The following is a 12,188-nucleotide window of genomic DNA, read 5'->3' as shown; positions in this document are numbered from 1 at the left end:
CCATCGTCCAGGGCTGCGGCCCGGGGCAACCCGGACAGTCCCGCGTCGGGCAAACCCTCAAGCGGGACAAGCTGGCAGGATGCTGCCTGTCGGATGCGGACATCATCCGGCGTGCTTCGGGTCTGCGCGCGGGTTGCGCCACCCACTACAAATTATTCAGAGGCGACGCCCGCGCGCGGCCCTCCGGACTCGCAAATTTCATCAACCCGACGGCACATGGGGCCGGGCGGGGATATTGCCGTGCCCGCGAAGACCCTGCGGCAAAGCCGCAACAGATCCCTCCAAAACGCTCTGCCGGCCATCAGGTTTTTCTGGGCAGACGCAAACCCGCGGGCTACACAGGATTCCGCAAACCCAGTTTCGGGAGCAGGTCACATGAACACTTTTCCAATCACCCGCTAGCGCGGCAGAATGCGTCTCGGCAATCAAACGCTGCTCTAGCAGTCAGGGCTGCCGTGCGGAGATCCGCGCCGCAGCTTCACGTCGTAAGCGACTGCTGACAAAATCTGTCAGAGATTTTCCCTACCACGAGAGCTCCGGCCGCAGTGCCGATGCCCGCGTATCATTCATGACAAGGCTATTCTCATGTTGTCTCCCTTCGTTCGTTCCGCCATCGTGCTCGGTCTGGTCAGCGCCACCGGTCCGCTGGCCATCGACATGTTCCTGCCGGCGCTGCCGACCATCGCCGCCAATCTCGGCGGCACCATTTCAGGCGCGCAACTGACCATCACCGCCTATTTCATCGCCTTTGGCCTGGCCCAGATGGTCTATGGCCCGATGGCCGATGTGGTCGGCCGCAAGCCGCCGCTGATTGCCGGCCTGACGCTGTTTGCCATCGGTTCCATTGGCTGCGCCGTGGCCCCCGACATGAACTGGCTGGTCGCCGCCCGTGTTGTCCAGGCGCTCGGCGGGGCGGCGGCAATGGTCATTCCGCGCGCCATCATCCGCGACATGCACACCGGCACGCAGGCCACCCGGCTGATGGCGCTGGTGATGCTGATCATCTCGGTCTCGCCGATGCTGGCGCCGCTGGCCGGCTCCGGCATCATTGCGGTCTCCGGCTGGCGGACGATCTTTGCCATTCTGGCCGCCGCTGCCGGCGTCTCGATCCTGATCACGCTGACGCTGCAGCCAGAGACGCTCAAGCCCGAATACCGGGCCCCGGTGCGGCTGTCGGCGCTCATGGCCGGCATCAGGACCCTGCTGCGCGATCCGGTGTTCATGGGGCTCACGTTCGTCGGCGGCTTCGGCATGGCCAGCTTCTTCGTCTTTCTGGCCAGCGCATCCTTCGTCTATACCGGCCATTACGGCTTGACGCCGACCGGCTTCAGCCCCGCCTTTGCCGCCAATGCCGCGGGCTTTTTCTCGGCCACGCAGCTGGCGGCAAACCTGGGCGATAAATTTGGGCCTGAGCGCGTTGTCGCCTGGGCGGTCAGCGGTTTCCTGCTGGTCACGCTGGCGCTGCTGGGTTTGGTCTGGCTCGGCGTCGATTATTTCGCGCTGCTGGTCGCCATGCTGATCTGCGCCAATTTCTGCCTCGGTCTGGTCATCCCAACGGCCATGGTGATGGCGCTTGATGATCATGGCGATATCGCCGGTCTGGCCTCGTCGCTCGGCGGCATGCTGCAGATGCTGGCGGGCGGCATCATGACCATGCTCGCCGGCCCGTTTTTCGACGGCACGCCGCTGCCGATGGTGGCGGCGATCGCGCTCGCCGCGGTGTTGTCGTTCACCGCAATGCGCATCACCGGTGCTGCCCGCAACCGCCGTCTGGTTGCGGCTGAATAGGCATCAGGCAAACAAAAATCCCGTCGCGGTCTGACCCGCGACGGGTTGCTTTGCCTGGAGGCAAACCGGGACCAAGGCAAAGTCCCGGGATGGCAATGAAGCCAGGCTCAGCGTCCTTGCGTGACGATCACCGGGATCAGCAAATCGCCCCAGTTGCCATCGCCGCCATGGTGGCGGGCGGAGCGGACCAGCTCCACCGAGACACCGGCATCCACGGCCTTCATGACCGAATGGTTGAGGCGATGCAGATCATTGGCGAGGCTGCGGATTGCGGCCTGCTGGTCGGCATCCATGGCGGAAGACTGCTCTTCTGCGCGTTCCTTGACTCTGGTCTGGGCTGTCATGGCATTTCTCCTCTAACGGGGTTTGTGATGTAGAATGGGGTCGTCCGGGACCCTCACCCGCCGGAACGGGTGAGGGGAGTTGGTTTATTCAGCGGCCGGGCGGAACTGGGCCGATTCTGTCGATTCGCCCATCGCGGTGGTCGAAGACTTGCCGCCGGTGATCGCCATCGACACGGCGTCGAAGTAACCGGTGCCGACTTCGCGCTGGTGCTTGGTCGCGGTGTAGCCGTCTGCCTCGGAAGCGAATTCCGCTTCCTGCAGCTCGGAATAGGCCGACATCTGCCGGTCCTTGTAGCCGCGGGCCAGTTCGAACATGCCGTGGTTGAGCTGATGAAAGCCGGCCAGCGTGATGAACTGGAACTTGTAGCCCATGGCGCCGAGTTCGCGCTGGAACTTGGCAATTGTCGCGTCGTCGAGGTGCTTTTTCCAGTTGAACGACGGCGAGCAGTTGTACGCCAGCAGCTTGCCCGGATGATGCTTGTGCACACCTTCGGCGAACTTGCGGGCCTGTTCGAGATCCGGCTTGGAGGTCTCGCACCAGATCAGGTCGCAATGCGGCGCATAGGACACGGCGCGGGCGATGCAGGAGTCGAGGCCGTTCTTGATGTTGTAGAAGCCCTCGATGGTGCGGCCGGCGTCGTAATCAACAAACGGGCGATCGCGCTCGTCGATATCGGAGGTCAGCAGCTTGGCAGCTTCGGCATCGGTGCGGGCGATAACCAGTGTTGGCGTGCCCATCACGTCGGCGGCCAGCCGCGCGGCATTGAGATTGCGGATATGCGCCGCGGTCGGGATCAAAACCTTGCCGCCCAGATGGCCGCACTTCTTTTCCGACGCCAGCTGGTCTTCATAGTGAACGCCTGCAACGCCTGCTTCAATGAAGGCCTTCATGATCTCAAACGCGTTGAGCGGTCCGCCGAAACCGGCTTCGGCGTCGGCAACGATCGGAGCGAACCAGGTGTCGACCGAAAGGCCGTTGCCTTCCGATGTCTCGATCTGATCGGCGCGCTGCAGGGTGCGGTTGATGCGCTTGGCAAGTTCCGGCGCTGCGTTGGCAGGGTAGAGCGACTGGTCGGGATACATCGACGAGGCGGTGTTGGAGTCAGCCGCAACCTGCCAGCCGGAAAGGTAGATCGCCTTCAGCCCGGCGCGAACCTGCTGCATGGCCTGGTTGCCGGTCATGGCGCCGAGCGAATTGACGAAGTCTTCTTCGTGGATCAGCTTCCACAACCGGTTGGCGCCCATTTCGGCGAGGCTGTGCTTGATGTTGACCGAGCCGCGCAGCTTCTGAACGTCTGCCGGGCTGTAAGGCCGCTCAACGCCGTCATAACGGCCTTCGGGAGCTGTGGGAACGAGGTTGTAAAAATCAGTCATGATGTCTCTCCGGTCTGCAAGTGTCAGGTTCGGGCGGGCCAGCTTGGGAGCTGTTTGGTCGCCCTCGATGTGACTGAATTTACATTGCGCCGCACACTAGGCCAGATAAATCCACGTTTTCAGCCGATAATTGAAGTCACGCTGTCTTGTGTTTTACAAAATCCATCTGTAAATTTGTCACAATTGTAAAAGACGCAGGTCTTCGGCTGGTGTCTGAAATCTGTCAAAACCTGTAAAGATAGACAAAATGGCTGAACAGAAGATATTCGCCGGGCCGCGCATCCGCCGCATCCGCAACGCCAAGGGCCTGACCCAGACGGCGATGGCCGAGGCGCTGGGCATATCGCCGTCCTATCTCAATCTGATCGAGCGCAACCAGCGGCCCTTGACGGTGCAGCTGATCCTTAAACTCTCTTCTGTCTATAAGGTCGATGTCGAGGAACTCCAGGGCGAGGGCGGCGGCACCACGCTGGCAAGCCTCAAGGAGGTCTTCGCCGACCCGTTGCTGATCGGCGAACTTCCGGGCGACCAGGAAGTGGTCGAGATCGCCGAAGCTGCGCCCAATGCAAGTGCCGCCATCCTCAAGCTGCATCGCGCCTATCGTGAGCAGGCGGCGCGCCTGTCGGATCTCTCGGCCATGCTTGCCCGCGACGGCCACAGCCCGGCGCTGTCGGGTGCGCGGCTGCCGATGGACGAGGTCCGCGAGATGCTCGAAACCCGTCCCAATCATCATCCGGCGCTTGAAGAGGAGGCGGAAGCCTTTCACCAGTTGCTCAAGCCCGGCGATGATCTGATGGGCGCGCTCAAGGCCTGGCTGAAGACCGAGCACGGCGTCGTCGTCCGCTTGCTGCCGGTCGCCACCATGCCCAACTGGCGCCGCCGCTATGACCGCCATTCGCAGCGCCTGTTCCTGTCAGAGCGGTTGTCGCCGTTCGATCAGTTGCGTGAGGTCGCCATGGAGGCATCGCTGATCCGCATGAATGTCGCCGTCGGCGCAGGCATCAACGAACTCAAGCTGTCGAGCGACGAGGCCCGCCGCATCGCCCGCTTCGAACTCGCCCGCTACGCCGCTCACGCACTGATGATGCCCTATCAACCGTTCCATGCCGCGGCCCAGCGCGCCCGCTATGATATCGATGTGCTGAAATCGCGTTTCGGCGTTTCGTTCGAGCAGGCGGCCAACCGGTTGACCACTCTGTGCCGGCCCAGCCTCGAGGGCGTGCCGTTCTTCATGCTTGAGGTCGACGTGGCGGGGCATCGCTTTCGCCGCGCCGGTGCGCAGGGGTTTCCGCAACAGCGTTTTGGCGGCAACTGCCCGAAACTGTCGATCCACGCGGCGTTTTCCCAGCCTTCGCAGGTGCTCGTGGAGGCGGTGGAACTGCCCGGAGGCGCTGAATTCCTGACGATATCGCGGACGCTGGAAGGGCCGCAGGGGGCGTTTTCCGAACGGCCGCGCCGCACTGCGATCCTGCTCGGCTGCGACATTGGCTTTCGCGATGAACTGGTCTATGGCGAAGCCTTGCCGATGAGCAGTGGCAAGGCATCGCAACCGGTGTCGATTCCGGTAGGGCCGGCCTGCCGGCTGTGCGAACGCGTCGGCTGCCTGGCTCGCGCCGAGCCGCCGATCACGCGCCCGCTGGGTCTGGACGAGATGGTAACCGGGCTTTCGGCCTTCGATTTTCAGTGATCCCAGCGGTAATTGGGCTCATCTGTGAGGCGAGAATGGTCGGGTGGCAGCACGCCCTCAGTGGGGCGGAACATTTTGCGCGCACCATAATCAGGAAATGACTTGTTGGCCTCTTGTGCGAGACGAGATTCCACCTAAAGTTATTTCATCCGCCGCACCCTGCCGCCAAAAGGCGGGGGCGCGGTCGTCCACCTCAGCGGCTCTGCAGCCTTGCAGGTGTCCAGATCAGAAAACGAGAGGAACACGAATGCCTTTGAAGACCCGTCTATTTTCTGCAGCCGTCATGCTTGCCGCATCGACAGTGCTCGCAACCGCACAGGAACGCGTTGTCAACGTCTACAATTGGTCCGATTACATTGATGAGTCCATTCTCGAGGATTTCACCAAGGAAACCGGCATCAAGGTCGTCTACGACGTGTTTGATTCCAACGAGGTGCTGGAAACCAAATTGCTCGCCGGCTCGACCGGTTATGATGTCGTGGTGCCGACCGGCACCTTCCTGGCCCGCCAGATCACTGCCGGTGTGTTCCAGAAACTCGACAAGTCTAAGCTTCCCAATCTTGCCAACATGGATCCGGCCATTGCCAAGCGGCTGGAAAAATACGATCCGGGCAATGAGCATGCTATCAACTACATGTGGGGCACCACCGGTCTTGGCATCAATGTCGACAAGGTCAAGGAACGGCTCGGCGACACGCCGCTCAACTCCTGGAACATTGTTTTCGATCCTGCAAACCTCGCCAAGCTGGCTGATTGCGGCGTCTACATGCTCGACACTTCCGAGGAGATCATTCCTGCGGCGCTCAACTATCTCGGGCTTGATCCGGATTCGAATTCTGCCGACGATATCGCCAAGGCCGAAGAGCTCTTGCTCACCGTTCGTCCGAGCGTGAAGAAATTCCACTCGTCAGAATACATCAACGCGCTTGCCAATGGCGACATCTGTCTGGCTGTCGGTTGGTCCGGCGACGTGCTGCAGGCGCGTGACCGTGCCGCCGAAGCCGATCAGGGCGTCACCATCGAATACATCATCCCCAAGGAAGGCGCGCTGATGTGGTTCGACAACATGGCTATCCCCGGCGATGCTGCCCATGTCGAAGAGGCACACGAGTTTCTCAACTTCATCATGAAGCCGGAAGTCGCGGCAAAGGCGTCCAACTACGTCTACTACGCCAACGGCAATGAGGCTTCCAAGCCGCTGCTCAACGAGGATGTAATTGGTGACACCGCCATCTATCCCGACGAGGAAACAATTGGTCGCCTCTATTCCACCTCGCCCAAGGATCAGCGCACCCAGCGTGTCATGACCCGGACCTGGACCAAGATCGTCACCGGTCAGTAACCCAAGACCTCAACCCCCGGCCCGGCAACGAGCCGGGGGTTTTTCATCAGTTGATCACGGGGACAATCGGGCATGAAATCTCTGGGCAGCATCAGGCGCAGCTTCGAACCATGGAATGATCCGGACCAGCGCCCCTACATCGCCTTTGAAAACATCACCAAGAAATTTGGTGACTTTGTTGCGGTCAAAGACCTGACGCTGCACATTTTTCAAAAGGAATTTTTTGCACTGCTCGGCGGCTCCGGCTGCGGCAAGTCAACGCTTTTGCGCATGCTGGCCGGGTTTGAAAACGCCACCGAAGGGCAGATTCTGCTCGATGGCGAGAACATGGCTGGCGTTCCGCCCTACAAGCGGCCGGTCAACATGATGTTCCAGTCCTATGCGCTGTTCCCGCATATGAGCGTTGAGAAGAACATTGCGTTCGGCCTCAAGCAGGACGGCATGGCCAAGTCCGAAATCGATGATCGCGTCAACAACATGCTCAAGCTGGTCAAGCTCGACCAGTTCGGCAAACGCAAGCCGCACCAGCTGTCAGGCGGCCAGCGTCAGCGCGTGGCCCTTGCCCGCTCCATTGCAAAACGCCCGAAAGTGCTTTTGCTGGATGAGCCGCTCGGCGCGCTCGACAAGAAGCTGCGCGAGGAAACCCAGTTCGAATTGATGGATCTGCAGCAGGATCTGGGATTGACTTTCCTGGTCGTCACCCATGACCAGGAAGAAGCCATGACCATGGCTGACCGGATCGCGGTAATGGATGTTGGCCGCATCGTCCAGATCGGCACGCCGGTGGAAACCTATGAAGCACCCAACTCCGAATTCGTTGCCAGTTTTATTGGCGACATCAATATATTCCGTGGCGAGGTCACAGCTTCAAACGCTGGTGTCGTCGACATCGAAACCCCCGATGGGATGATCATTCGATCCGAATCCATGCAAGCGATGAAACCGGGACAGAAAGCCAGTTTTGCCATTCGGCCGGAAAAACTCCGTGTCTCCCGCACCAAACCCGAGGGCGGGATCAATGCCGCCTCGGGCGAAGTCTGGGACATCGGTTATCTCGGTGACATGACGGTGTTCCATGTCAAGCTCAAGAACGGGGATGTGGTCAAAGCTTCCCTGCTCAACGCGGTCCGCACGGTTGAAGACCCGATCGGTTATGACGAAGAGATCTGGGTTTGCTTCAATACCGACGGCGGCGTTGTGCTGGGCAAGTGAGGAATGATCATGAACCGCACTGAGCAGGCTGACCCGGCTCAAGCTTTCAAGGTAAACAGCATCGCGGCGATTGGCATGACGTTGGCGACCGCTGCAACCCTGTTGGTGCTGCGTCCCGAGCTATTTCTGGTGTTTATCGCCTATGTGGGAATGTCGGTCTTCTCTCTGAGCCTTGCCAGAACCTACGGTCTTCTCGGACAGCGGCGCCCGGTGATCGAGCAGAATTTTGCCGCCTATGTGTCAATTTCGACCATCGGGTTTATCGCCACGCTGTTCGGCGCCCCGCAAATGATCGAACTTTTTGGCAGCATGATTTTCGTCCTTGTCGCCATCGTGATGGCGATCCTTGTTCTGTATGCGATTATTGACCGGAAGTGAGGACTGTCCAATGAAGCTCTTCTCTGCCATCACCCGCCGCCTGGTCATCATCGTTCCTTATGCCTGGCTGCTGATTTTCTTCCTGGTGCCCTTCGGTATTGTTCTGAAAATCTCGTTTTCCGAACCGATGATGGCGATGCCGCCCTACGCGCCGACCATTGATCTGGCCGATGGCATTTCGGGCATCATTGCTGCCTTCAAGCAGTTCAGCTTTTCCAACTACCTTTGGCTGACCGAGGATTCGCTTTATATCAACGCCTATATCTCCAGCATCACCATCGCATTCATCTCGACAGTGCTGACATTGCTGATCGGCTTCCCGCTGGCCTATGGCATGGCGCGCGCGCCAACCTCGTTGCGCCCGACACTGTTGATGCTGGTGATCCTGCCGTTCTGGACCAGCTTTCTGATCCGCGTTTATGCCTGGATTGGCATTCTCAAACCCGAGGGCCTGCTCAATCAATTGCTGCTGGCCATCGGCCTGATCGACGAGCCGCTGATCATCCTCAACACCGACACCGCCGTCTATATCGGTATCGTCTATTCCTATCTGCCGTTCATGGTGCTGCCGATTTACTCGGCGCTGGAAAAGATGGACTACACCTTGATCGAGGCGGCGCAGGACCTTGGCTGTCCGCAGATAACAGCATTCTGGAAAATCACCTTTCCGCTCGCCATCCCCGGCATCATCGCCGGTTGCCTGCTTGTCTTCATCCCGGCGGTCGGTGAATTCGTCATCCCCGACCTGCTCGGCGGCTCGCGTACCTTGATGATCGGCAAGACCCTGTGGAGTGAATTCTTCAACAACCGGGATTGGCCGGTGTCCTCTGCGGTGGCCGTGCTTTTGTTGTTGATCCTGGTGGTGCCGATCATGTTCTTCCAGCAGGCGCAGGCCAAATCCCAGGAGAGTGGACGATGAACACGAACTGGTCGCGCTTTAATATTGCCTCGGTCGTCTTCGGCTTTGCCTTTCTCTATCTGCCGATCGTGATTCTGGTGGTCTACTCCTTCAACGAATCCCGGCTGGTCACCGTCTGGTCCGGCTTTTCCACCAAATGGTATGGGGAGTTGTTCAACAATCAGGGACTGATGGATGCTGCCTGGGTGACTGTCAGAGTGGGGCTTGTGTCGGCCACATTCGCCACGGTTCTTGGCACGCTCGCAGCCCTGGCGCTGACCCGTTACACGCGCTTCAATGGCCGCATCCTGTTTTCCGGAATGGTTTTCGCGCCGTTGGTGATGCCTGAAGTGATCACCGGATTGTCGCTGCTGCTGTTGTTCGTGGCGGTGGATTTTGGCCGCGGGTTCTGGACCGTGACCTTGGCGCACATCACCTTCACCATGTGTTTCGTCGCAGTGGTGGTTCAGTCAAGGCTGATGAGCTTTGACCGGTCGCTGGAAGAAGCCGCGATGGATCTTGGGGCAGGTCCGGTCACCACTTTCATGCAGATCACCCTGCCGGTGATCCTGCCCGCGGTGATCTCCGGCTGGATGCTGGCTTTCACGCTGTCGCTGGATGATCTGGTGATCGCCAGCTTTACCTCCGGGCCCGGCGCCACCACGTTGCCGATGAAAATCTACAGCCAGGTGCGGCTTGGAGTGACACCCGAGATCAACGCAGTCTGCACACTGCTGATTGGTGCTGTCGCGATAGGCGTTATCATCGCCTCGGTTCTCAACAAAAGCCGCGAGGTCAAACGCCAGCGTGACGAACAGGCTGCTTTCGCCGGTATCTGAACGCGCCTGCTAGATATGCATTTGGGTTCAGTTCCGCGGCGGGCGCAACAGATAGGTGACAAACCAGATCGGCACGATCACCAGCGATCCGAGCACAATATTCGGGATCGCCCAGGCTGCGCCATCCTGCAGAGCTGCGAAAACCCGCTCCGGCGTCAGCCCGATCTCGAGCAGCAATTCGGCGGCGGAAAGGTTGAGCGCCGACAGCACCGCGCCAGTTACCAGCGAAGCCAATCCGATTTTGACAAGTGCCGAAATCACCCGCAGCATGTTGCGCCCTTATCCGTTTCAGTGCCGCCGATTTGTCCGAAGCACCGAATTTGGTGGATTGTCGTCAAATATGCGCGATTTCGCAAGTATCGCATTTTTTGCAACCGGCTCTATGGTGTCACCGGCGAGAACACCGGTTGCGGCCAGGAGCCGCCGACGAAGAACCGAAGCGGGGGCAGGGCCGCATCGGTGTTGACTGCAGTCGCATCTGCAGGCAGTGGCTTTGGTCCGAGAACCCCGGCGATGGCCAGGCTCGAGCGCGAATAGGGGATCACCCCGGAAAGCGAAATCATCTGCTGCGGTCCGATCAGTTCAGCGGTCGTCAACTTGGCCTCGCCATCGGAGATCGAGGCTTCGAACCGTGCGCTGTCGAAAGCGAAACTGGAGCCTTCACCCAGTTGTTCCAGATCGAAAAACCGTTCGGTCTTGGCCAATTCCCGGAATTTTGGAAGGTTCAGACTGGGCACTGTACCTTTGCCCACGGCCAGATCGATCTTGCCGGTCAGATCCGACATCGCCGTGGCCCAGGTCGGATAGGGTGATGTCACTTCGACGTCGAGAGAGCCGATGCCGCGCGGCAGCGGACCAGTCAAGCCGAGAGCGTCGTAAAGCTGGCCAAAATCGGTCCTGCGCGCCGACAGCTGCACTTTCACCCCACCATCAACCCCCTTCTCCGAAAGCGCGACGCGGCCAATCAGGTTGCCGCCATAGGCGGTGGCATCGCCGACATCGAAATTCGCCCGCCCCTGTTCCACCCGTGCGGCGGCCGCCAGATTGGTCAACGCCACCGGGCCAAAACTTGCCGACTGGGCTGACAGTCGCAGGTCAAGACCGATCTCGCGCAGGAAGCGGGTGTCGATTGTCGAGGCTATGTCCTTGCCGGCCACGGGCAGCGGCGTGAACGCCTGCAGGAACGAGGCGATATCCAGCGTGCTGAACGCCAGCGTGCCGGCAACCAGAGGCGGCGCTTCGTCGCGAATGGTAATATCGAGCACCCCGATCCCGCGGTTATGATCGACAAGAATGATCAGGTCATCCAGCTTGGCCTTGGATTGTTCGGCGGTAATCTTGGCTGACAGCTCAAGAGCGCCGAGCGCTTCGCCCGGCTTGATGTCGGTGCCGGACCATTCCAGAGCCCGTCGCACAGATGCGCTTTTGAGTTGCAGCGCGCCGGAGACAAACATGTTCGCCCCCAGACTTGCCGATCCCTTGAAGTCGAGGTTCAGCGGCGCTGACGCCACCTTGATTTCGAGCGGCGCCGTGCGCTGACCGAGCAGCAGCAACGGTGCCGAGGTGGACCCGGTCACCGTCAGCTGTTCTCCGCGGAAAATTGCAACGATGTTGGCGCGGGCTATGGCTGTGGGTGCGGTCCAGGACAGAGTGCCGTTGATGGATGTCAGCTTTTCGGCTTCCGCTCCCGGATCGCTGATCCATTTGATGGTGCCGTCTTCGATCATCACGGTGCCAAGTGCAGCAGAATTCGGAATGACGGCTGACGCCGGGATATCATTGCCCGCTTGCAGCGCCAGATCCCGTGCCACCGCCGCGGCAACGCCCTCGGCGAGATCGCCGGACGACGAGGACCAGTTCGACGTTGCGTCCGGATACAGTTCCACATTGAATGTTGGCCGGATCAGCCTGAATTCGGAAAAACTGGGGGCGCCCCGAACTGCCGAGAAAAGATTGAAATTGGCGACGATGCTGTCGGCACGCAGGATTGGATCACCCTCGGCGAACGTGCCCGGCCGGATTTCGACATTGTCGAGCTTGATCGTCGGCGTTGGCCAGAAATCCAGCGAAGGCGCATCGCCAAGCGACACCGTATGACCGGCCCATGCACTGATGTCACGCTCCAGCCGGTCCCGGACTACGCCGCTTGATACAGCCAGCGGCAGGCAAGCGAAAACGATCAGAATGACGCTCACCACCGCGATGACGCTCGCGATCACCATGCGTCCAACTGGCCATTGCGCAATGTTGAAATTCAAACCCAAGCTCCCGAGCCACTGTCCCCATGCTCTGGTTAAAGCTTGCCGGGGGCGAATGCAATTGAAGA

The 12,188-nt window shown here is 60.0% G+C and carries 11 protein-coding genes; 7 read left to right on the top strand and 4 right to left on the bottom strand.

Going from position 1 to position 12,188, the window contains the following annotated elements:
• Positions 1–585 precede the first annotated feature (585 nt).
• Entirely contained in the window at positions 586–1,788 is a 1,203-nt protein-coding gene (locus IMCC20628_RS16805) for a multidrug effflux MFS transporter (protein WP_047031175.1), read from the top strand.
• A 107-nt stretch (positions 1,789–1,895) separates the two neighbouring features.
• Here IMCC20628_RS16805 and IMCC20628_RS16800 read toward each other — a convergent pair whose 3' ends face one another.
• Positions 1,896–2,132 (bottom strand): hypothetical protein, encoded by a 237-nt coding sequence (locus IMCC20628_RS16800; RefSeq protein WP_047031174.1) that lies wholly within the window; start codon positions 2,130–2,132, stop codon positions 1,896–1,898.
• Positions 2,133–2,216: 84 nt separating this feature from the next.
• Positions 2,217–3,506 carry an isocitrate lyase gene (aceA, locus tag IMCC20628_RS16795; RefSeq protein ID WP_047031173.1) on the bottom strand — a complete coding sequence of 430 codons (1,290 nt, stop codon included), beginning with the start codon at positions 3,504–3,506 and terminating at the stop codon, positions 2,217–2,219.
• A gap of 247 nt (positions 3,507–3,753) precedes the next feature.
• Here aceA and IMCC20628_RS16790 point away from each other — a divergent pair, with 247 nt between their 5' ends.
• The 6 genes from IMCC20628_RS16790 (at position 3,754) to IMCC20628_RS16765 (ending at position 9,862) form a co-directional block, all read left to right on the top strand.
• A complete protein-coding gene (locus IMCC20628_RS16790; RefSeq protein ID WP_047031172.1) occupies positions 3,754–5,193 on the top strand; it encodes an XRE family transcriptional regulator in 1,440 nt (479 codons plus the stop codon).
• A gap of 283 nt (positions 5,194–5,476) precedes the next feature.
• Positions 5,477–6,535, top strand: coding sequence for a polyamine ABC transporter substrate-binding protein (locus IMCC20628_RS16785; protein WP_082128350.1), 1,059 nt, complete (start codon positions 5,477–5,479; stop codon positions 6,533–6,535).
• Between the two features lie 72 nt (positions 6,536–6,607).
• Complete coding sequence (locus IMCC20628_RS16780; RefSeq protein ID WP_047031170.1) at positions 6,608–7,747, top strand: ABC transporter ATP-binding protein; 1,140 nt, start codon at positions 6,608–6,610, stop codon at positions 7,745–7,747.
• Between the two features lie 9 nt (positions 7,748–7,756).
• Positions 7,757–8,125: a hypothetical protein gene (locus IMCC20628_RS16775; RefSeq protein WP_156174547.1), complete on the top strand. Its 369-nt coding sequence runs from the start codon at positions 7,757–7,759 to the stop codon at positions 8,123–8,125.
• 10 nt (positions 8,126–8,135) lie between these two features.
• Entirely contained in the window at positions 8,136–9,044 is a 909-nt protein-coding gene (locus IMCC20628_RS16770) for an ABC transporter permease subunit (RefSeq protein ID WP_082128187.1), read from the top strand.
• Entirely contained in the window at positions 9,041–9,862 is an 822-nt protein-coding gene (locus IMCC20628_RS16765) for an ABC transporter permease (protein WP_047031167.1), read from the top strand. The genes IMCC20628_RS16770 and IMCC20628_RS16765 overlap by 4 nt, the downstream gene beginning before the upstream one ends.
• A 27-nt stretch (positions 9,863–9,889) precedes the next feature.
• Here the strand turns inward: IMCC20628_RS16765 and IMCC20628_RS16760 are convergent, their stop codons facing one another.
• Positions 9,890–10,132 carry a DUF6460 domain-containing protein gene (locus tag IMCC20628_RS16760; protein ID WP_047031166.1) on the bottom strand — a complete coding sequence of 81 codons (243 nt, stop codon included), beginning with the start codon at positions 10,130–10,132 and terminating at the stop codon, positions 9,890–9,892.
• Positions 10,133–10,242: 110 nt separating this feature from the next.
• Positions 10,243–12,120, bottom strand: coding sequence for an AsmA-like C-terminal region-containing protein (locus IMCC20628_RS16755; protein WP_047031165.1), 1,878 nt, complete (start codon positions 12,118–12,120; stop codon positions 10,243–10,245).
• Positions 12,121–12,188 lie beyond the last annotated feature (68 nt).

This window comes from Hoeflea sp. IMCC20628 (genome assembly GCF_001011155.1).
GTDB lineage: Bacteria > Pseudomonadota > Alphaproteobacteria > Rhizobiales > Rhizobiaceae > Hoeflea.
This window is presented reverse-complemented; position numbering and strand designations above follow the sequence as displayed.

Excerpts from the sequence above, each read along its gene's own strand:
- IMCC20628_RS16805 (WP_047031175.1), top strand. The coding sequence starts at position 586 with ATGTTGTCTCCCTTCGTTCGTTCCGCCATCGTGCTCGGTCTGGTCAGC.
- IMCC20628_RS16800 (WP_047031174.1), bottom strand. The coding sequence starts at position 2,132 with ATGACAGCCCAGACCAGAGTCAAGGAACGCGCAGAAGAGCAGTCTTCC.
- aceA (WP_047031173.1), bottom strand. The coding sequence starts at position 3,506 with ATGACTGATTTTTACAACCTCGTTCCCACAGCTCCCGAAGGCCGTTAT.
- IMCC20628_RS16790 (WP_047031172.1), top strand. The coding sequence starts at position 3,754 with ATGGCTGAACAGAAGATATTCGCCGGGCCGCGCATCCGCCGCATCCGC.
- IMCC20628_RS16785 (WP_082128350.1), top strand. The coding sequence starts at position 5,477 with ATGCTTGCCGCATCGACAGTGCTCGCAACCGCACAGGAACGCGTTGTC.
- IMCC20628_RS16780 (WP_047031170.1), top strand. The coding sequence starts at position 6,608 with ATGAAATCTCTGGGCAGCATCAGGCGCAGCTTCGAACCATGGAATGAT.
- IMCC20628_RS16775 (WP_156174547.1), top strand. The coding sequence starts at position 7,757 with ATGAACCGCACTGAGCAGGCTGACCCGGCTCAAGCTTTCAAGGTAAAC.
- IMCC20628_RS16770 (WP_082128187.1), top strand. The coding sequence starts at position 8,136 with ATGAAGCTCTTCTCTGCCATCACCCGCCGCCTGGTCATCATCGTTCCT.
- IMCC20628_RS16765 (WP_047031167.1), top strand. The coding sequence starts at position 9,041 with ATGAACACGAACTGGTCGCGCTTTAATATTGCCTCGGTCGTCTTCGGC.
- IMCC20628_RS16760 (WP_047031166.1), bottom strand. The coding sequence starts at position 10,132 with ATGCTGCGGGTGATTTCGGCACTTGTCAAAATCGGATTGGCTTCGCTG.